18 protein-coding genes and 17 tRNA genes are annotated in these 20683 nt (G+C 42.6%); 2 read left to right on the top strand and 33 right to left on the bottom strand.

Translation table 11 applies throughout. The features are described 5' to 3' along the window. Positions 1-48: 48 nt before the first annotated feature. On the top strand, positions 49-765 hold the full coding sequence (locus tag O3644_RS06750; RefSeq protein WP_005591344.1) for a GntR family transcriptional regulator: 717 nt from the start codon (positions 49-51) through the stop codon (positions 763-765). A gap of 424 nt (positions 766-1189) precedes the next feature. On the opposite strand, the gene purB is transcribed toward O3644_RS06750, so the two are convergent. The 6 genes from purB to purD form a co-directional block, all read right to left on the bottom strand. Then, positions 1190-2485 (bottom strand): adenylosuccinate lyase, encoded by a 1296-nt coding sequence (gene purB / locus O3644_RS06745; RefSeq protein WP_371595353.1) that lies wholly within the window; start codon positions 2483-2485, stop codon positions 1190-1192. A 15-nt stretch (positions 2486-2500) separates the two neighbouring features. Then, complete coding sequence (locus O3644_RS06740; RefSeq protein ID WP_371595352.1) at positions 2501-3463, bottom strand: hypothetical protein; 963 nt, start codon at positions 3461-3463, stop codon at positions 2501-2503. Then, positions 3450-4607 (bottom strand): DUF262 domain-containing protein, encoded by a 1158-nt coding sequence (locus O3644_RS06735; protein WP_371595351.1) that lies wholly within the window; start codon positions 4605-4607, stop codon positions 3450-3452. Before O3644_RS06735 ends, O3644_RS06740 begins: the two co-directional genes overlap by 14 nt. Before the next feature lie 21 nt (positions 4608-4628). Further along, the gene (gene purK, locus O3644_RS06730; RefSeq protein ID WP_371595350.1) at positions 4629-5702 is read right to left on the bottom strand and encodes a 5-(carboxyamino)imidazole ribonucleotide synthase; all 1074 of its coding nucleotides are present in this window, start codon (positions 5700-5702) and stop codon (positions 4629-4631) included. Beyond that, complete coding sequence (purE, locus tag O3644_RS06725; protein WP_045504741.1) at positions 5689-6177, bottom strand: 5-(carboxyamino)imidazole ribonucleotide mutase; 489 nt, start codon at positions 6175-6177, stop codon at positions 5689-5691. Before purE ends, purK begins: the two co-directional genes overlap by 14 nt. 223 nt (positions 6178-6400) lie before the next feature. Further along, on the bottom strand, positions 6401-7666 hold the full coding sequence (gene purD / locus O3644_RS06720) for a phosphoribosylamine--glycine ligase (RefSeq protein ID WP_371595349.1): 1266 nt from the start codon (positions 7664-7666) through the stop codon (positions 6401-6403). A gap of 375 nt (positions 7667-8041) precedes the next feature. Between purD and O3644_RS06715 the strand changes: the two genes are divergently transcribed. After that, entirely contained in the window at positions 8042-9988 is a 1947-nt protein-coding gene (locus O3644_RS06715; protein WP_371595348.1) for a GBS Bsp-like repeat-containing protein, read from the top strand. Positions 9989-10053: 65 nt separating this feature from the next. On the opposite strand, the gene O3644_RS06710 is transcribed toward O3644_RS06715, so the two are convergent. From O3644_RS06710 to O3644_RS06580, 27 genes are all read right to left on the bottom strand, one after another. Next, the gene (locus tag O3644_RS06710) at positions 10054-10296 is read right to left on the bottom strand and encodes an acyl carrier protein (protein ID WP_005591354.1); all 243 of its coding nucleotides are present in this window, start codon (positions 10294-10296) and stop codon (positions 10054-10056) included. After that, complete coding sequence (plsX, locus tag O3644_RS06705; RefSeq protein ID WP_311164659.1) at positions 10293-11297, bottom strand: phosphate acyltransferase PlsX; 1005 nt, start codon at positions 11295-11297, stop codon at positions 10293-10295. The genes O3644_RS06710 and plsX overlap by 4 nt, the downstream gene beginning before the upstream one ends. After that, the gene (gene recO / locus O3644_RS06700; protein ID WP_371595347.1) at positions 11278-12075 is read right to left on the bottom strand and encodes a DNA repair protein RecO; all 798 of its coding nucleotides are present in this window, start codon (positions 12073-12075) and stop codon (positions 11278-11280) included. Before recO ends, plsX begins: the two co-directional genes overlap by 20 nt. Next, on the bottom strand, positions 12068-13240 hold the full coding sequence (locus O3644_RS06695) for a pyridoxal phosphate-dependent aminotransferase (protein WP_371595346.1): 1173 nt from the start codon (positions 13238-13240) through the stop codon (positions 12068-12070). Before O3644_RS06695 ends, recO begins: the two co-directional genes overlap by 8 nt. A gap of 110 nt (positions 13241-13350) precedes the next feature. Next, entirely contained in the window at positions 13351-14181 is an 831-nt protein-coding gene (gene srtB, locus O3644_RS06690) for a class B sortase, LPKTxAVK-specific (RefSeq protein WP_125373633.1), read from the bottom strand. A gap of 91 nt (positions 14182-14272) precedes the next feature. Next, positions 14273-14902: an amylase-binding adhesin AbpA gene (gene abpA / locus O3644_RS06685; RefSeq protein ID WP_371595345.1), complete on the bottom strand. Its 630-nt coding sequence runs from the start codon at positions 14900-14902 to the stop codon at positions 14273-14275. Between the two features lie 125 nt (positions 14903-15027). After that, positions 15028-15996: a ribose-phosphate diphosphokinase gene (locus O3644_RS06680; protein ID WP_045498384.1), complete on the bottom strand. Its 969-nt coding sequence runs from the start codon at positions 15994-15996 to the stop codon at positions 15028-15030. A 290-nt stretch (positions 15997-16286) separates the two neighbouring features. Next, positions 16287-17504 (bottom strand): peptidoglycan hydrolase PcsB, encoded by a 1218-nt coding sequence (gene pcsB / locus O3644_RS06675; protein WP_371595344.1) that lies wholly within the window; start codon positions 17502-17504, stop codon positions 16287-16289. 98 nt (positions 17505-17602) lie between these two features. After that, the gene (gene mreD, locus O3644_RS06670) at positions 17603-18103 is read right to left on the bottom strand and encodes a rod shape-determining protein MreD (RefSeq protein ID WP_062004467.1); all 501 of its coding nucleotides are present in this window, start codon (positions 18101-18103) and stop codon (positions 17603-17605) included. Between the two features lies 1 nt (position 18104). After that, positions 18105-18920, bottom strand: a complete 816-nt coding sequence (gene mreC / locus O3644_RS06665) for a rod shape-determining protein MreC (RefSeq protein ID WP_371595343.1) — start codon at positions 18918-18920, stop codon at positions 18105-18107. Between the two features lie 166 nt (positions 18921-19086). Then, positions 19087-19174 (bottom strand) — tRNA-Ser (locus O3644_RS06660). 11 nt (positions 19175-19185) lie between these two features. Continuing rightward, positions 19186-19259, bottom strand: a tRNA-Ile gene (locus O3644_RS06655). A gap of 35 nt (positions 19260-19294) precedes the next feature. Then, positions 19295-19365: transfer RNA gene (locus tag O3644_RS06650), tRNA-Gly, on the bottom strand. Positions 19366-19381: 16 nt separating this feature from the next. After that, positions 19382-19454, bottom strand: a tRNA-Phe gene (locus O3644_RS06645). Between the two features lie 3 nt (positions 19455-19457). Next, positions 19458-19531: transfer RNA gene (locus tag O3644_RS06640), tRNA-Met, on the bottom strand. A gap of 13 nt (positions 19532-19544) precedes the next feature. After that, positions 19545-19634: transfer RNA gene (locus O3644_RS06635), tRNA-Ser, on the bottom strand. A 13-nt stretch (positions 19635-19647) separates the two neighbouring features. Then, a tRNA-Ile gene (locus O3644_RS06630) sits at positions 19648-19721 on the bottom strand. A gap of 13 nt (positions 19722-19734) precedes the next feature. Beyond that, positions 19735-19808, bottom strand: a tRNA-Met gene (locus tag O3644_RS06625). Positions 19809-19813: 5 nt separating this feature from the next. Further along, positions 19814-19887 (bottom strand) — tRNA-Pro (locus O3644_RS06620). Positions 19888-19929: 42 nt separating this feature from the next. Continuing rightward, positions 19930-20003 (bottom strand) — tRNA-Arg (locus tag O3644_RS06615). 57 nt (positions 20004-20060) lie between these two features. Further along, positions 20061-20134, bottom strand: a tRNA-Arg gene (locus O3644_RS06610). A gap of 18 nt (positions 20135-20152) precedes the next feature. After that, positions 20153-20238: transfer RNA gene (locus O3644_RS06605), tRNA-Leu, on the bottom strand. A 5-nt stretch (positions 20239-20243) separates the two neighbouring features. Continuing rightward, a tRNA-Gly gene (locus O3644_RS06600) sits at positions 20244-20315 on the bottom strand. 17 nt (positions 20316-20332) lie between these two features. Continuing rightward, positions 20333-20405 (bottom strand) — tRNA-Thr (locus O3644_RS06595). Positions 20406-20420: 15 nt separating this feature from the next. After that, positions 20421-20502, bottom strand: a tRNA-Leu gene (locus O3644_RS06590). Between the two features lie 5 nt (positions 20503-20507). After that, positions 20508-20580 (bottom strand) — tRNA-Lys (locus O3644_RS06585). A gap of 30 nt (positions 20581-20610) precedes the next feature. Then, positions 20611-20683: transfer RNA gene (locus tag O3644_RS06580), tRNA-Asp, on the bottom strand.

The following is a 20683-nucleotide window of genomic DNA, read 5'->3' as shown; positions in this document are numbered from 1 at the left end:
TATGTTAAAATCAATATAGAGAGGGATAAAAAAAGAGAGGTGAGCACAATGGCTATTCCTAAATATCAACAAATCAAAGATGACTTGAAACAACAAATCATTTCTGGTAACTTTGAAAACGGTGATAGATTCTACACAGAAGCTGAGTTAATCAAGATGTTCAACGTCAGTTCCATCACCGTTGTCCGCGCTTTGAACGAACTTGCGAATGATGGCTACATCATCCGTCAGCAAGGGAAGGGAACATTTGTTTCACGCGCAAGAAAACACAAGCGTGTGGAATTCTCTGATATCGAAACTTTCCCTATCCAAAAGGATAAGGTGACTGTTCTGTCCATCGAACGTGGAAATGAATTGAGAATCTTGGAAAAACTAGAACTAACACCGTCCCAGTTCTACTACAAGATTGACCGTATCAGAAGGACAGGCGATAAAGTCTATATCTATCACCAAACCTACATTCCTGAACAGTACATCAATCCAAACTATCCAGATCTGGACTACTACAGCTCGATCTACAATCGCTTCAAAACGGATTATCACATCCACATGAATGATGAGTATTTCGAAGAAACCAACGAAATCGTCTTTCCAACGCCAAAAGATATTGCCAAGACCTTAGAAATTGATCCAAACTTCCCAACTGTGCATCAAGTCAAGATCACAAAACTGGAAAATACCGGACAAATCCTAGAGTACAGCGAAACCTACAAGCGTGGCGATTTCTTCAAAATCAAATTTATTTCTTCTAGTCGCGATCATTAATCTGAAAAACGATGGTTCTCATGAGCTGTCGTTTTTCATTTCCTGACTAACTAGCCTATCTTTATTATAAACCTATCTATACCAATTTGCAAGACATTTGAACGATTTTTGTTTAATAAAGATCAAAAAATGACAGAAAATAAACAGAATTTTTTAATTTCGTATATTTTTTAGTATTTTAGGACTGAAAACCAACAAAAACAAAACTTTTATAATACATTCGAGAATAATAAAAATGAGAGTGGGACAGAAATCGGTAATTCGTTAGAATTCGATTTCGTCGTCCCACCTCCGCACAGTTGAGTAGGGCTGTAAAAACTTATGAAATCAGCGTAGTAGAGCCCACTCAACCACTGCGTCTTGCTCGACAATCCAAAGACAATTGAGAGGCTAGGACTTTTGTCCCAGCCTCATCTTTTTTTGTTTAATCCAGCCCCACGCGCTTGAAGATTTCATCTACGCGCTTGGTGTAATAAGTAGGATTGAAGATTTCGTCGATTTCCTCTTGAGTGAGGCGTGATGTAACCTCTGGATCCGCTTCGAGCAAAGGCTTAAAGTCTACTTGATTATCCCAAGACTGGGCGGTCTTTGGCTGCACCAAGTCATAAGCCTGCTCCCGTGTCATGCCTTTTTCGATCAAGGTCAACATAGCCCGCTGGCTGAAGATAAGACCAAAGGTTGAGTTCATGTTGCGCTTCATGTTTTCTGGGAAGACGGTCAGGTTCTTGACAATATTACCGAAGCGGTTGAGCATATAGTCAATGAGAATGGTCGTGTCCGGTGCGATAATCCGCTCAGCTGATGAGTGGGAAATGTCGCGCTCATGCCAGAGAGAGACATTCTCAAAGGCCGTCACCATGTGGCCTCGAATGACACGCGCCAGACCAGTCATATTTTCAGAGCCGATTGGATTGCGCTTGTGCGGCATGGCAGAGCTGCCCTTTTGACCCTTGGCAAAGAACTCTTCCACCTCGCGCTGCTCAGACTTTTGCAGACCGCGAATTTCAGTCGCCATGCGCTCGATAGATGTCGCAATCAAAGCTAGAGCTGAGAAGTATTCAGCATGGAGATCACGTGGCAGGACTTGAGTCGAAATCTCCTGCGGACGGATGCCTAATTTCTCACAGACATAGCTTTCCACAAATGGTGGAATGTTGGCAAAGTTCCCAACCGCCCCAGAGATTTTCCCAGCTTCCACACCCGCAGCCGCAATCTCGAAACGCTCGATATTGCGCTTCATTTCGCTGTACCAGGTCGCAAGCTTGAGACCGAAAGTCGTCGGCTCCGCATGCACCCCGTGGGTCCGCCCCATCATGATGGTGAACTTGTGCTCCCGCGCCCGCTCCGCAATGATGTCAGTGAAGCGACGCAGATCCTCACGGATGATGTCATTGGCCTGCTTGTAGAGGTAGCCGTAGGCCGTATCCACCACATCTGTCGAGGTCAGACCATAGTGCACCCACTTGCGCTCCTCGCCCAGTGTCTCAGAAACCGCCCGCGTGAAAGCCACCACATCGTGGCGCGTCTCCTGCTCAATCTCCAAGATGCGGTCGATGTCAAAGCTTGCCTTCTCACGAATCAAGGCCACATCTTCCTTGGGAATCTCACCCAGCTCAGCCCAGGCCTCATCAGCCAGAATCTCTACCTCCAGCCAAGCCTTATACTTATTTTCTTCAGTCCAAATGTTCGCCATTTCGGGGCGAGAATAACGGTTGATCATGATTATTTGTCTCCTTTACTCAACTTCCTTATTACCAAAATAAATTTTATCTCCTTTAATTTTTATGGGAAAATTGATATATATCTTATTTTCTTCTGCTACTTTGGATAATTTTCTACATATATTTTCTCTAACTGAAAAACCATCTTGTTCTCCTCTCCAAACTGATTCAGGATCACTTATTTTCTCAACCCAATCTCTTAACTCTTGTGGTATAGTTTCTATATTTTTTAATAAATTATTATTAAATTTATCGGACTTTAAGAAATATTGGTAAAATATCCACATCCACTCTTCTTCAGAAAAATTCGCTTTAATATCTTCTCTATATTGAATTCGCCGATATGTAAAAATATGTTCGCTATATTTTTTTACTAAATGACTAGAATTAAAGTACTCTTTGTAACTATCAATGGAGTTAAACAAAAAATTATCATGAACTATTTCAAATAGTTCTTCCGATTGTCTATAATAATGTTCTAAAAACAAAAGAACATAGTCGTAAAATTGACGTATTTTATTATAATCCAAAGTAAATTCCGGTTGTACTTCATGAGCAGCTTGATTCCGATTTTTATTAATGATTTTTTCAAATTCCTCTATATTCTCCTGTTCATCAAAAAACAGAACCTGCTTTTTCTTAATAATGAAATCTAATTTAAAACTACTATTTTTTTTACCGAAATTTTTAAAAATAGAATTACCACTATCCACTTTTACGTATAGCGGCTCTTTCTCATCTTTATTTTGGAAATATTTTTTGATATATTCTGGAGTGCCTTCAACACTAATAATATCTTTTCTTAATTTTTTTAAAGACTGTTCCGTAAAAGTAGCAATCAATAAAATTAAATGTCTCTTTTCAACACTTAACTCACCCTCTGCTTCTCTCATACTCTCCAACCTTGTTATTTCAGAAGAAATATAGTAAATATCTTCCTTCAAATAAGCAGGCAAAGAAATACTAATTTTCCTCATTGCCTTCCTCTTTCAATATACTACTAAATTTTTCTATACGTGATTTCAAATTATCTGTATTTGTCGTTCGCTTAGTGAATGGAAGTTTATCTTCTGGGGACATCATTTTTATTTTTTCATAATTTACACTAGTTAAATTAATTTTATTACCTCTGTCTATTTCTCTCATTAGTATAATGAAAACTGTCTCTGCATAGACCGAATTAATATTATTCTTATTCTTTCCTATAAAATTTCTATCATCATAATTTTCATAATAAAAATCTATAGCTTTTTTTAATAGATTGAGTTTTTGATACCCTCTAGCATTCTGTTCCATAAAAAAATCCATTTGATTTTTTAGAACTATAGACGTTGATATTGGTGTATCAACTATATTGTCTTTCTCATCCTTTCGTAGTTCTATATACCCTTTACTAACTATGTTTTCCATAGTCAAAATCCGTAAAATCAACTCATCTATTTTAAATTTTCTAAAATCCAATTCAGAAAAACGAGCTTCTCTATCGCTCCATTGTTTAGCTAATTCTTTAATCTCATCATTTAGTTTTCCAGGATATAATGCATTTCGAATTTCTTGCGGAGTTAACTTAATTCCTCCAGTATTAATTCTCTCAAACACATGTCTTTTAATAGCAATTTCTTTGCTATTTGGAAACCTCTGTTCAAAGAAAACTATTGAAGCTTCTCCATCAACTAATCTTTCCTGCTCATCAGAAGTTAATTCATCAAATGTTTTCCCTCTCCAACTACTACTGATGTAATTACTGTTACTTAACCTAAATGGTTTTTCATTTTTAGCCCCTGGAAGACTACGTTTATTAATAAAACTAGATATAGTCTTTATTCTTTGTAAGCCATCAATGATATCATTTGATTCATCCTCGTTTCTATAAATGAAAAAATTAGGCAACGGTATTCCCAATAAAATTGAATCGATCAATCTTGAAGCCATTTCTTGCTTCCAAACATAAGATCTTTGCAAATCTGGTTTTATAAGTTTTCCTTTTTTATCTAATTCAGCTATTCTTCCAAATGTATATGTCGTATTCCAGTATCTAATTTTGAAAACTACTTCATCAAAAGATTTTTCATCCTCAAAATTAAAATCCTCTTCAATATTTGTTGAACTTTCTAATGCCATGATAACCTCACTAATTATTTTCTAAAACTCTTCAACCTCATCCGGCGCATCACTAAACAAAGTCACATGTCCCATCTTGCGATTGTGTTTCGCTTCTATTTTACCATACATGTGGAGGTGGGCGCTTGGATTTTCTGTGACATATTTTTCAGCAGCCTCGACGTGTTGGCCGAGGACGTTGAGCATGACTGCAGGCGCATGCAGGTGGATAGCTGGCAATGGTGTTCCCAGAATGCCCAGAATATGGGTGTCAAACTGCGAGAAGTCGCAGGCTTCGATAGAGTAGTGGCCAGAGTTGTGTGGCCGTGGGGCAATCTCATTGACAATGATGTCATCAGCGGTCGCAAACATTTCCACACAAAGCGTTCCAGACAGGCTGAGCTGTTCAGCGATTCGCACCGCCATTGCTTTGGCCTTGTCAGCCAAACTTTCTGAAATGCGAGCTGGCACAATGGTCTTAGACAGGATATTGTTGCGGTGGATATTTTCCTGAACTGGGAAAACTGTCACATCCTTGCCATTTCCGGACACGATGACAGAAATTTCAAGGTCAAAATTGACAAATTCCTCCAAAACACAGGCTGCTGATTCAGCTAGCGCATAGGCTTCTTCCAAGTCTTCTTCTGCACGAATGACCTTTTGCCCATGTCCGTCGTAGCCACCTGTCGCTGTCTTGAGGACATAGTTTTTAGAAAGGTCAATATCTGCCAAATCTTGACTTGACTTCACAACCTTGTAAGGAGCTACCGTTACTTGAGCCTTATTTGAGAGAAAATTCTTTTCAAAAATGCGATTTTGAGAAATGCGAAGAAGGTCCGTCCCTTGAGGGAGTTGACCATCCTTAATGACAGCATCCAAACCGTCAGCATCGACATTTTCAAACTCATAGGTCAGGACATCGCAACGCTCAGCCAACTGACGGAGGGCATCCACATCGTTATAAGGCGCCACGATGATTTCCGCCACACGAGAGGCCGGGCAATCCGCCGCAGGATCCAGCGCGATAACCTTGTGCCCCATGTAGATAGCAGAAATGGCCATCATCTGCCCCAGCTGGCCACCACCGATAATTCCGATTGTTTTAGATGAGCTCATTTGTAGACTCCTCTGCGATTTTTCCTTGTTCTTCTGCGAAATCTGCCAAAGCTGTCGCAATGGCCTGGTCCTCTACTGAAAGGAGACGGAGGGCAAAGAGGGCAGCGTTTGTCGCTCCCGCTTCACCGATAGCCATAGTTGCCACAGGTACACCGCCTGGCATCTGCACAATCGAATAAAGTGAGTCCAGACCGCTGAGAGCACGTGATTTGACGGGCACACCGATGACAGGAAGGGTTGTTTTAGCAGCAACCATCCCCGGCAAATGGGCTGCGCCTCCAGCACCTGCAATGATAACCTTGATACCACGGCTGCGAGCTTCTTCCGCATGTTGAAACATGAGGTCTGGTGTGCGGTGGGCAGAGACGACTTTCTTTTCGTAGGCTACACCAAAGCGGTCTAGGACTTCTGCTGTTTTTTGCATGGTTGCCCAGTCAGATTTGGAGCCCATGATGATGGAAATAATTGGTTTCATATCAAGATACAAAGGGACGTTTCGCTTGCGAAAAATCCCGTAGAAAAATAGGAAAACTAACGACGACGTTACGTCTAGGCAGTTTTATCTTTTTTCCTAGGAATTTAGTCCCGTGTTCAGTTAGGAAAACTAACTGAATACTCCTTTCTTACAGTTTTTCTTTTACTGCGACAATTATCCTATAGTGGCTCGCTTTCGCTCACCACGATAAATTTAGTAGCTGTTAATCTTTTATGGCCTTGCTTCCGATATCGGTTCGGTAGAAGAGGCCTTCTGTCTTTTGTTGGGCGAGTTCTTTGTAGATGGTGTCTTGGGCTTCTTTGACGGTATCTGCTGTGGTGACCAGCATGTACACTCGACCGCCATTTGACAGCAGTGCTCTGCTATTTTCCGAAAACTTAGCCCCGGCATAGTAGGTGATGATGTCGCCGTCGGTTTTGGCTGGCAACTCGACACCCTTTTCATAATCTAGCGGGTAGCCATTAGATGCGACAACCACGCCCAGAGTTACGCCCCTGTCCGTCCACGTTATGTTTGGCTCCTTGCCATCAAGGATATCCGTGATATTTTGTGTAAAATCAGACGTCAAACGTGGCAGGATAATCTGGGTCTCTGGGTCGCCAAAACGAGCGTTGAACTCGATGACCTTAGGCCCGTCTGCTGTCAGAATCAAGCCCGCATAGAGCACGCCCAAATAAGGGCGACCTTCTTTAATCATCCCCTCAAGGACTGGCTTGACAATCGTGTCAACCGCTGTGTCAACCACGCTCTGTGGCAAGTGTGGAACTGGCGCATAAGCACCCATCCCACCTGTATTGGGACCCTTGTCACCATCATAGGCACGCTTGTGATCCTGAGCCGTCGGCATGATGTAAAACTTGTCGCCATTGACAAAGGCAAAGAGGGAGAACTCCTCGCCGTCCAGAAACTCCTCGATAACCACGCGCGCACCTGAGTCACCGAATTTATTGTCCAAGAGCATGTCGTGAGCGGCTTCGACTGCTTGCTCCACCGTCTCAGCAACGACGACACCCTTCCCGAGCGCCAAGCCGTCTGCCTTGACGACGATAGGAGCACCCTGCCTTTCGATATAGGCCTTAGCCTCCTCAAAGTCGGAAAATGTTCCGTAGGCCGCTGTCGGAACGCCGTATTTGACCATGATTTCCTTGGCAAAATCCTTGGACCATTCCAGCTCAGCCGCAGCCTTGGTCGGACCAAAAGCCTTGAGCCCAGCTTGGTTAAAATCATCTACAATCCCAGCTGCCAGCGCATCATCCGGACCGATAAAAGACCAAGCAATGTCATGCTCCTTGGCAAATTCAATTAGTTTGGAATGTTCGGAAATTCCAATATTTACTAAATCCAACCCATCCAAGGTCATACCATCATTGCCAGGTGCGACAAAGACCTGCTCCACATCCTGAGACTCCAACAACTTCTTAGCAATCGCATGCTCACGACCACCCGAACCAACAACTAAAAGCTTCATAGCTAAGATACCTCAACATCCTTCATCACAGGTGCTTACGCACCAAGCCAACACATCACGTAAAAATCATCGTATTTTTACGAATTATTTATCTAAATTATATCACAATCGTTCGTTTTATTCCATGATAAGCAGAAAAAGAAGATAAATAATCCACTTTCGTTAGGAATATCCATCTCTGACAAATAAAATCTACCTATATTATTTTTGGTATTTTGACTATTTCATCCCTTTTATTTCAAACATCAAAGATTTCATAAAACTAAAATAAATTAGAAACTCAAGTTCCAACATCTTTTAAAATTTTTCTTTTTTTATATTTTTTCCCGAATAATCTAAATGGAATCATCCAAATTACTTATTCAAAGGAGATTTATGAAGAAATATCAGAAGCTGTTTTTATTATCCGGAGCAGTCCTTGGGCTGTTTGCCAGTCATTCCACGGTTCAAGCTGTTGCATCGACTGAAGCTGGAAACAAAGTCCTAGGCCCCACTGATCGTGCTAGCAATGTGACCGTCAATGTCACTGGGAATACGGCACAGATTCATTACGCCCGCTCCAAGGCTCAGGTTCCCTATACCATTTCCCACGCGGTCTGGTCCGACGAAAACGGGCAGGATGATTTGAAATGGTACACCACACCTCAGACATCTAGCACAGCCATTGACCTCCGACAGCACGCTGGCTACGGCACTTTCCATGTGCATACTTACATTAATATTAACGGGAAAATGATAGGACTGAATGGTACGACTTTTACTGTTAATAAACCCACTAGCAAAACAAGCGTCACAACAGCTGGACAGATTGGCCGAATCAATTTTACGCGAAATAAAGACCAAGGAAACTCAAAAATTGTCCATGCGGTCTGGTCTGATGAAAACGGACAAGATGACTTAAAATGGTATAATGCCGGACAAGATATCACCGAATTTACACTTTCTAATCACAAAGGTTATGGAAAATATTTCGTAGATACTTATGAAAATAAAAATGGCAAAATGATTTACCAATCAGGCACCACTTTCCATCTAGAAAAGCCTAATCCGACCATTCAGACAAGCTTCCCTGAACCTGGCATTATGGAAATCCTTATCAAAAATCTTCCTGAATCCATGTATAAGGTCACTGTCCCAACCTGGTCTGAAAATAAGGGACAAGATGATTTACAGTGGTATCAAGCAAGGAAAAATCCTGATGGCAGTTATAGCGTTAGAGTCGAGCTGAAGAAGCACAATTATGATACCGGAACCTACCATATCCATCTCTATGGAGAAAGCTATGTCAATCCAGCCTTTACATGTTTAGCAGGAGCGACTACTACAATAGATGCTGGAAAAATGCCTTCTCAAAAAGACCAAAAACCGCTTTTCTCTGTTGAAAATATCAATCAGGAAGAGGGAACCTACACTGTAAAAGTCACTGAAACTGCCGCATCTAAGGCAGTTGAATCTGTTCGCGTCCCTATTTGGAGTACCCAGAATCAAAGTAATATCAAGTGGTATGATGCAAGTAATAATGGAGATGGAACTTTTACTGCACAATTCAATATCCGTAACCACCAAGCCTTATCTGGAAGCTACACCAATCATATCTACGTTAAGTACAAAGATGGTAGCGAGCATAGCTATGCGACAGACAGCGTCACCCTCTCCGCTGAAAATATCAAAGCTAAGGTTTCTGTCAATAAAATCTCTACCTACAATTACGAAGTGACCGTTTCCGATGCTTTTGGACCAGGAACCATTTCTCTACCAACTTGGTCAGAGGTCAACGGCCAAGATGACATCAAATGGTACACTGCTAACAAAGTGGGCAATGGCTTGTATAAATTTACCATCAATACGCAACAGCATGCTGGAAACGGACTCTTCCATACCCATGTTTATCGCAATCTCAATGGTCAGATGATTGGACTTACAGGCACCAGCTATCAGGTTGATAAACCAACCACGCCTGAGCCAACCCTCTACACACCTGATTATACAGGAGCATCCTCTTATCCTCATGGACAGTGTACTTGGGGAGCAAAAGTACTGGCTCCTTGGGCTGGTCCTTACTGGGGCAACGGCGGCCAATGGGCAGCTAGCGCACGCGCAGCTGGTTTCCGAACAGGAAGCACACCACAAGTCGGAGCCATCATCTGCTGGACCGATGGTGGTTATGGGCATGTCGGTGTTGTCACCCATGTCGAATCCAACACCCGCATCCAAATCAAAGAATCCAACTATGCAGGCAAACAGTACATTGGCAACTTCCGTGGCTGGTTCAACCCTTACGCCGCCGGTCAAGGAGCTGTCAGCTATATTTATCCAAAATAAATTTACTAAAAAAACCTTGGTTTTATCAACCAAGGTTTTTCATCTGTTCAAATCGAAGCCATTTCTTACTTCGCTAGTTTCTTTTCCAAATAGGCAACAATATCTGCGACATTTTCAAAGCGATCAACATCCTCATCTGAAATTTCAATCGCAAACTCATCCTCTAAAGTCAGGATGAATTCCATTAAGTCAACAGAATCAGCGCCTAAATCATCTTTTAAGCCCAAAGTTGGCTGGACAACAAAGTCCTTTCCTTGACGTTCTTGGATAATTTCTGTTACTTTTTGAAAAATTTGTTCTTGATTCATTCTGTATCCACCTCTTTTGAAAATTCCACCACAGATTTTCCGACAACATCTGTCTCCAGCATGGTTCGGATCTGACGAATGGTGCTATAAACAGCCTTGGCATCGCTTGAACCGTGTGTCTTGACCACTGGCGCCTTTAGTCCAAAGAGAACGGCCCCACCGGCACTGGAATAGTCCAGACTCTTGCGCATTTCCTGTAGGCTATCTTTGAGCAATAAAGCTCCTAGCTTAGCCTTGAGACCACCGCCTAGCACAGCCTTTTTGAGCTGGCCTAGGATGCTAATGGCCGTTCCTTCGATGGATTTGAGCACAGCATTGCCCGTAAAGCCATCTGCTACGACAACATCTGCCACTCCATCCATAAGGTCACGCGCCTCCACATTTCCGATAAAGTTCAGCTTGTCATCCGCTGCTAGCAATGCATAGGTTTCCTTACGCAGAGGGTCTCCCTTGCTGGCCTCAGTGCCATTATTGAGCAAACCAACCCGTGGCCGCTTAATACCACGAACATTTTCCGCATAAAAAGAACCTAGGATGGCATATTGGTGCAGATGATGAGGGGTATTTTCAGCATTTGCCCCCAGATCTAGCATATCAAAACCTCGGCCATCCACAGTCGGTAAAGTGGATAAAAGACCCGGTCGGTCAATATTTTTGATCCGTCCGACGATAAAGAAGCCCGCCGCCAAAAGCGCTCCCGTATTACCGGCAGACAGGACTGCATCTGCTTCTCCATCCTTGACTGCCTTGGCTGCCAAAACCATGCTAGCCTGCTTCTTCTTGCGAATGGCCTTGGTCGGCTCATCATCCGAATCAATCTTTTCATCCGTATGAACGATGCTGACGCGCTCTGTTGCTGTCAACAGAGGTTTAATCTTGGCCTCATCCCCATAGAGAACAAGCTCAATATCCGAGAAGTCTCTCAGAGCCTGATTGGCACCTTCGACTAAAGCCTGAGGGGCATTGTCTCCGCCCATGGCATCAATAGCTATTTTTTTCATGCTGTTCTTCCTCATGTTTGTCTTGTAAAATACTGCCCCAGTCGCCCAGAGAGTCGATAAATTTCTTTGATTTGAGATGAATGCCTACATATTCATCATAAAGTTGATCTATAAAGTCCCTGATCTGTCGCTTGATCTCAGGGTTGAGCGAAATCGTCTCCAGCTCACTAAACTGAACCGCCTGAAACTGATTGAGCAAAAAAGGAATATTGGGATTAAGATGACTGCGATGAGCATCCTTGTGATAATGCTCTGGGCAGAGCACCCCGCCATATTGAAAGGAAAAATCAAAAGGCAGACCTGTCCGATGGCAAAAAACACAGTCATGGAAATTCAGCGAAACGCCAAAGCGAGATAAAATCTGAATTTCAAAGATATTTGTCAAAACCTCATAATCCAGCCCTTGATTCATCAAATCCAGTGTCTTTTGCAGGAAGGCAAAGAGAGACGGATCTGGCTGATTGTCCTGAATACTAGCATCTGCTAGGGCTGCCACATAGCTGGCATAGGCCATGACAAAGAGATCGCCCTTGATTTGCCCGTAACTTTCCACAGCTTGGTAATCTTCGATATAGCTGAGTCCATCGTCATTGATTTTCATCAAGAGTTCTGCCGCCGTCAGAGGCTGGATGACTGGTGCCAGCTTAGATTTTCCAGCATGTTTCACGAAAAACATTCGCTTGCCAGCCTGTTCCGTAAAGATCTTGACCAGCTTATCATCTTCCCGGAAATTCCGATTATAGAGAATCAAACTCTTGCTCGTTAACGGTCTAAGCATGGTCTTCCATGTACTCCTTGAGCCGTTTTAGAGCTTCCTTGATGGTTTCCATACTAGCTGCATAAGACAGGCGGATATAGCCTTCTCCATACTGGCCGAAAGCCGCCCCTGGGATAAAGGCCACAGCCTTCTTCTCAGCAAAATCCTGCAAAAAGGCAAAAGAATCTTGATTGTAGCCTGCTGGAATCTTGGCAAAAATATAGAAAGCACCGTCTGGCTTGATAATCTGATAACCCAGCTCTGTCATCTTTTCGATAATGTAATCCCGCCGCTGGACGTATTCCGCCTTCATGGGTTGGGCATCATCCTTACCAGCCGTCAAAGCCTCTATAGCCGCATATTGAGCTATGGTATTGGCTGCTGTCACCAGATACTGATGGCTCTTGATCAATTGAGCCGTAAAAGCAGCAGGAGCAAAGATAAAACCTAGTCGCCAGCCCGTCATAGCATGAGACTTGGACAAGCCATTTATGACGATGGTCTGCTCAGGCAAATATTCCGCCAGAGAAACGTGCCCCTGCTCCGTATAAGTCAACTCAGAATAAACCTCATCACAGACGACAAATACTTCATACTTGCTCAATACTGCTGCTAAAGCCTCGATCTGCGCCCGCGAATAGGTCACACCAGTCGGATTGGCCGGATAGTTGAGAATAACCGCCTTGAGCTTATCCCCTTGCTCCAAGATAGCCTGCTCCAGCATTTCAGGAGTCAAAACAAAGTCGTTTTCTGTCGTATCAATCTCGACAATCTCCGCCCCAACCAAATTCACAATCGGCTCATAGCCTGGATAAGCCGGCGCTGGTAGCAAGACCTTGTCGCCCTCCTCCAGAATAGCCGTCAGAGTCGCAGACAGAGCCTCAGTTGCCCCAATAGTGACTAAGACTTCATCTTCGGGACGATAGTTCAGATGGTACTTCTCCTTGACAAAATCAGCCGCAGCCTGCCGCAGCTCCAAAAGCCCGCTCATCCCTGTATAGTGGCTCTGATTGGCATCAATGGCTGCCTTGGCCGCCTCCTTGATATGATCCGGTGTCGTAAAGTCTGGCTCCCCCAAGGTCAGCCGCAAAACACCTGGAATCGTAGAAATGGACTGGTCAAACTGACGAATCAGAGACACTTCAATTTTATCTAAATTCTTATTAAACTTCTTAGTCAAATCCATAGCCGCCTCCGATAATCTAATAGAACTATTATACTATAAATGCAGCACCTGCGCAAAAATCCATCTGATTTATAGAAAGAAAAACAAAAAATCAGGAAAAATCCTGATTTTTATTCACGAGTTGCTTTATAAGTAAGCTCATTTCCATGCTTGGCTAGGAAATCCTGTAGTTCAGAGTCTGGGATTTGACGTAGATAGAGGTTAGAACGAATCGTCTCGTCCTCTTCACGACAAGTTGACAGCACAACGTACTTATCACTAGCCTTAATCTTAATTTTTGAATCTTTGGTACGAGCAGCTTCATAGATATTCTTGAGCTGAGTTTCAAAATCCTTATCATCATCAAACTTAATCCGATAAAAAGCAGTCTCTTCTGGAACGATCACCAAGCCCATTACCTGATAGTAAAGCTTACGCTCTGGTGTTTCAATGACAACATACTTATGCTTATCTAAGTATTCCTGTTTATCATAATAGTTCACATCATTAAACATGCGGTGGTCACCAACCTGACTTCCACGAGCATGCCCAAAGAGCCAAGTCAAACGGTCACTAAAGTCTTTTTTGTTTTCAGTATCCATGAAAACAGTCCCCAGATAAGGCTCATTTCCACCTTCAAAGGTCTTATCCAAGTAAGTTGAGTTATCACCGGTCTGTACAACTGGCTCGTCCAATTCTGTACCAGGAGCATAGACATAGGCCACCGTTTCAGGATTGATCGCTTTCAAGCCATTAAAACGATTAGTCAGATATTCCTTTTCTTCCTTACTTGGTGTATAAGTTACCTTACCTACCTGACTAGTGGATGATTTAGCAGCAGAATTCGAAGAGTTTACCTGTTGGAGGAGAAAAATCCCTGCTAAAATAGCAACAAATAAAGCTCCTAAACCACCAAAAATCTTCCAATTTTTCTGCTGTCGTTTTTGTCTTCTTCTTCTCATAGATAAAAATCCTATAAAATCTTTCTAAAAAATATCACTGAACCAGAGGTCCAGTGATATAAATTGCGTTAGTACAATTGTTTAAAACAAATTATTTAACTGCAGATGTTTTTGGAAGAGCTTTACCAGCTGCTTTTTGACCAGCTTTAGCACCGTTAGCTGCTTTAGCTTCTGAAGCTTTAGCTTCTGCTGCAGATGCAGGTTTTTGACCGTTTTGACCAGCTTTTCCATTTTCACCAGCTTGACCGTTTTGGCCTGCTTGACTAGCTTGACCTTGAGCTGCTTTATCATCAGCGATACGTTGTTCATTTGTACGGTTAGCTTCTACGCCAGTTTCATTGTAGTAGTTACCTTGAGATTTAGCTGCTGCAGTGTATTTATCTTGAAGTTGAGCAACATATTTGTTACGAACAGTGTTACGAGCTTCTGTACGAGCTTCTTCAACTTTTTCTGCATATTTGCCATACTCATGACCTGAACCGTATTGTTCAAGAGCAGCTTTAGCAGCTACAACTGCTGCATCTTTTTCAGCCTCAGCATTGATTTCAGCTTCGTGAGCAGCTACTTGAGTATTTGCTTCATCAGCTGAATCGCGCCATGAGCTATATTTCTTTTGGATCAATTGGTTTGATGACTCAGAATTTTCACCTTGTGCAAATACTGGTGCTGCTACTGCGAACAATGAAAGAGCTACTACGCTAGAAAGTACAACTTTTTTCATTTGTTTTCTCCTTTTTTATATAAAAAACATTTTTTATTTGGTAACTATCGTTACTATGTATAGTATATGAAATATTCTTTAAATTGTCAAGTCTTTTGCTAAAAAAAATCTTTATCAAGGCACTTTTAAGCCTTTTTTGCTACTTCAAAAAGGGGGGAAAGTGGACGTTTTTCATGGATCCGAACAATGGCTTCTGCCAAGAGATGAGCGATAGAAATCTGCTCAATCTTATCGATTAATCTGTCCTCTGAAAGGTAGATAGTATCTAAAACCACTAGTTTTTTGATAGCGGATTTTTGGATATTTTCCATAGCTGGTCCCGACAAGACTGGGTGAGTACAGCTCGCATAGACTTCCACAGCACCTGACTCTGCCAAAGCGTCTGCCGCATGACAAATGGTCCCCGCTGTATCAATCATATCATCTATCAGAATACAGGTCTTACCTTCCACCTTACCAATGATATTCATGACTTCACTGGTATTCATCTTATCAACGCTGCGACGTTTATCGATAATCGCAATCGAAGTCTTGAGAAATTCAGCCAACTTACGAGCGCGGCTGACACCACCATGGTCTGGACTGACAACCACATAGTCGCTACCAACCATGCCCCGACGCTCAAAATAATCAGCAATCAAAGGCGCTCCCATCAAATGGTCGACAGGAATGTCAAAGAAACCTTGGATCTGAGCAGCATGCAAATCAATGGTCAATAGGCGATCTACCCCAGCAATCTCCATTAGATTAGCCACTAATTTAGATGTAATTGGCTCACGAGCACGAGCTTTTCGGTCCTGTCTAGCATAGCCATAGTAAGGCATCACTACGTTGATAGACTCTGCACTAGCCCGCTTCAAGGCATCCACCATGATCAAAATTTCCATTAGATTGTCATTGACAGGTGAGCTAGTTGACTGCAAGATAAAAACGTGCTTACCACGGATCGATTCTTCGATGTTTACTTGAATTTCCCCGTCAGAAAATTGACGAACCGTTGATTTCCCAAGCGGCATCCCAATCTCCTTTGCAACACGCTGCGCTAATTCTTGATTAGAAGAAAGAGCAAAGAGCTTTAAATCAGAAAAAGACATGATTCCCTCCAGATTCTAAATCGTCTTTTATTGTAACCAATTGCATTTGTCCTACCTACCATTGTAACGCTTTTCTAGCAATTTTTCAATAAAAAATAAAAGGGAGAGTGGGACAGAAATCGGTAATTCGATAGAATTCGATTTCGTCGTCCCACCTCCGCACAGTTGAGTAGGGCTGTAAAAGCTGATGAAATCAGCGTAGTAGAGCCCACTCAACCACTGCGGCTTGCTCGACAATCCAAATACAAAAGAGAGGCTAGGACTTTTGTCCCAGCCTCCTTCATATTTCATTAGTTTGGATAAATGTATGTTACGTATCCTTGTGCATTTGTTGGGTCAAACCATCCACGGTGATTACCGATTGATTGGTTACCAGCATAGTTTGCTTCTGATACTTGAATGTTGTTAGCAGATTGAACTGCTGTTACAACTGCAACGTGTCCATAGCCACCGTCGTTCCAACATGCGATTGCTCCAACTTGTGGTTGTGATCCTGTACGGAAGCCTGCTGCTGCTGCACTAGCTGCCCATTGGCCACCGTTACCCCAGAAGTCGCCTGCCCATGGTGCCAAAGTCTTAGCACCCCAAGTACATTGACCTACAGGATAAGTTGATGCTGAAAGGCTATATGATGGAGTTGCAACAACTGCTGATGGTTGAGCAGCTCCTGATGTAGCAACTGCTGCTTCTGCTGCAGGAGTTCCATCTGTATTATTTACAGCTTGAACTTGTGCTGCGAAGCTTGTATTTCCTGAAGCAAGGATCGCTTGTTGTTGCGCTTGTTGCTGGTTCTTATATGCTGCTTCTGCCGCCGCTGCCTCAGCTGCCGCTTTTTCAGCTGCTGCTTTTTGCTCTAAGAGACTATTTTTCTCATTTTCAGCAGTTGCTTTTTCAGCTGCAAGGTTCAGTTGAGCAACCTTGAGTTCAGCCTGCTTAGTTGTCAACGTTTGAGCGTCGTCTGCAAGTTTTTGTTGGTTTGCAATGACTGTATTGATAGCTTCATTGTTAGCAACTTGTTTTTCAGCAATCTTTTCTTTATCTTCTTTTTGTTGTTCCAGCATTTTGTTGTTAGCTGAAACGATTTCGCTCATCGCTGCTACACGAGAGATAGCTTCAGTGATTGAAGCAGAGTTGATGATTGTGTTGATATAGCTTGTTGCTGTACCATTGGTTTGAGCACTACGCGCTTGGTTTGCAAGAGACTCATTACGAGCAACAATATTCTTTGATAACTCTTCAATTTCAGCAGTAAGTTTCGCAGATTCAGCATTCAATTTTTCATTTTCTGCTTGAAGCACTTCTTGTTGCTTTTGAATAGCTGAAACTTGTTTTTGAATTTCATCAACTTGTGCTTGTGCCGCTTTTTGTTGATTTGTTAAACTATCAATTTTACTATTTTGAGCTGCAATTTTATCATCTGTACTATCAGCCTTAACATTTACTAGCGCAGCACCTTGAGAAAGGATCACCGCACTCAATAAAACTGATGTAAGTAGCTTTTTCTTCATAAAAATATTAACACTCCTTCTTACTAAGACATTATATAGTATATCAAAAAAATTCTGGATATATATTACGCATTCGTTACATTTCTATTTCTAAATCATCATAAATAGACTTTTTCAAACAAAGGCTGTAACAATAGGAAAAGAAAGGCATTAAATACTAAAGTTGGCACCAAAGCATAGATAATAAAATCAGGGAATGTAAAGCTTGCTAGGTGCAAGAAAGATGCAGAAACAAAGCTGATCATTTCAAAAAAGAAAACAATCGTAATAATGGCTAAAACGCGTGTCCAACGATTTAGCAAAAATACAGAAAGAAAATGATAGATGGCAACTGTCAGTAGAGGCAAGATGAAGGTGAAAAGCCCAATCACATGTAGATAATAAACATCGTAAAAAAGGCCGAGAGTGAAGAAGAGGAAAAAAATATATTCCTTTGAAAAGTTTAAAAATAAGAAAACCGTAAAGAACAATAAAATATGACTTGCCGGATGCCACTTCTCAGCAAAAAGATCTACAAGACTTCTTGATAATTGACCATCAATGAAGAAGATCAGGAATAAAAACAAAGTTGTAAAAAAAGTTCCTCTTAGAATTTTCATACTAATTTCTCACCAACAGAACCGCTTGAATATCAGACAAATCCGCAGCAGGCTTCACCAAAACCTCCTTGTTTAATTGGTCCTTGCCAGCTGACATTGATAAAACTTGACCAACCAAGACATTCTCAGCATTATAAGAGCCGAGACCACTTGTCGTCACAGTTGCCCCTTCTTCAATTCCATCAACCGTATTTAGTTGGCTGACGATAAAAGCTGACTTTTCAGTGTCAAAACCAACAATGATGCCATAGGCAAAGCCAGTCTTTGTCTGAATTTTAATGGCAATAGAACTATCATTCTTTTCATTTGTAAGCAGACTAACAATACTTGAAGATTCAGAGACACTGCTAACAGCTCCAATCAAACCACCATTAGAAATAGCCAGCATAGAGGTTGTCACATCGCTAGACTGCCCCTTATCAAGAGTTAATTCGTTCTTCCAAGTAGATGGAGAGCGAGAAATAACTTCTGCAGCAATCTTGACAGCACTTTGATCATTATTTCGTAACTCTAAGAGAGAACGCAACTTCTCATTCTCTAATTTTAAGGCATCAGAAATATTCGCCTGCTCTTCAAGATTGTAAATCGTTCCCTTTAGCGTCTCATTTTCTTGGTAGGTCTCTATTAGATGAACAACTTTTTTCTTCTCTTTAGCAAGATAATTAAAAGGAATAGCAACTACCCGATCAACACTGGACAAAAAATCACCAGTCACAGAAACAATCCATGGTGAAAGAGGGGAAAGCATCAAGCTTATCATAACAATTCCCAATAGCAAAATAGAAATCAAAAATTTAGACATCTTTAATTTATTCATTCCAATCTCCGCAACCAATAAATCCTAAAAAACGCTTATATAAATCCAGATTAGAGCAGAACAACTCAACAAAACAAGTTCAAACAAACAACAAGAAACAATTCTTCAAAAGAAAAACATTATAAAACAAGAAAAGGAGATAGCAAATGCTAAACTCCCTTATCTACGGAGAATGGGGGATTCGAACCCCCGCGCCAGTTACCCGACCTAACGATTTAGCAAACCGTCCTCTTCAGCCTCTTGAGTAATTCTCCAATATACTTAATGGGCACGAGTGGACTCGAACCACCGACCTCACGCTTATCAGGCGTGCGCTCTAACCACCTGAGCTACGCGCCCAAGTTATAAAAAACTTGGTATGAACTTCTGTTCAAAGCGGGTGACGAGAATCGAACTCGCGACAACAGCTTGGAAGGCTGTAGTTTTACCACTAAACTACACCCGCATATTAGATAATGGTATGGCGCGAGACGGAATCGAACCGCCGACACATGGAGCTTCAATCCATTGCTCTACCAACTGAGCTACCGAGCCAAATTGCGGGAGCAGGATTTGAACCTACGACCTTCGGGTTATGAGCCCGACGAGCTACCTAGCTGCTCCATCCCGCGATATTCTAATCTAAGGAGGATGTGGGATTCGAACCCACGCACGCTTTTACACGCCTGACGGTTTTCAAGACCGTTCCCTTCAGCCGGACTTGGGTAATCCTCCAAGATATTTAATATGGACCTTGTAGGACTTGAACCTACGACCACTCGGTTATGAGCCGAGAGCTCTAACCAGCTGAGCTAAAGGTCCAACAAGATCGTTATAGCGGCGAAGGGGATCGAACCCCCGACCTCCCGGGTATGAACCGGACGCTCTAGCCAGCTGAGCTACACCGCCAGATATCGGGAAGACAGGATTCGAACCTGCGACACCTTGGTCCCAAACCAAGTACTCTACCAAGCTGAGCTACTTCCCGATCATAAGTAAAAACGGAGTCATAGGACCTCGTTTCCCTTCATGCACCCTAGAGGAGTCGAACCTCTAACCGCCTGATTCGTAGTCAGGTACTCTATCCAGTTGAGCTAAGGGTGCTCTATATCACGATAATCAATTATAACAAAAACACATAAAAAAGTCAAAACTTTCTTATGCACCCTAGAGGAGTCGAACCTCTAACCGCCTGATTCGTAGTCAGGTACTCTATCCAGTTGAGCTAAGGGTGCCCTGTCGCATATCCGCTATGCCGAGGACCGGAATCGAACCGGTACGATCGTTACCAATCGCAGGATTTTAAGTCCTGTGCGTCTGCCAGTTCCGCCACCCCGGCCTCAAAGCGAACGACGGGATTCGAACCCGCGACCCCCACCTTGGCAAGGTGGTGTTCTACCACTGAACTACGTTCGCATCTCTATCCAAAAAAATGCCGGCTACATGACTTGAACACGCGACCCTCTGATTACAAATCAGATGCTCTACCAACTGAGCTAAGCCGGCTCATTTATATTTCTATGCGGGTTAAGGGACTTGAACCCCCACGCCCTAAAGCGCCAGATCCTAAATCTGGTGCGTCTGCCAATTCCGCCAAACCCGCGCTTATGACCCGTACTGGGCTCGAACCAGTGACCCTTTGATTAAAAGTCAAATGCTCTACCAACTGAGCTAACGAGTCTTTCTTCTTGAAACTGTCTAACAATTTCAACGGTCCCGACGGGAATCGAACCCGCGATCTTCGCCGTGACAGGGCGACGTGATAACCGCTACACTACGGGACC

It is taken from the genome of Streptococcus sp. 27098_8_113 (assembly GCF_041432545.1).
Classification (GTDB): Bacteria; Bacillota; Bacilli; order Lactobacillales; family Streptococcaceae; genus Streptococcus.
The sequence above is the reverse complement of the archived record's forward strand: the minus strand, read 5'-3'. Positions and strand labels throughout refer to the sequence as shown.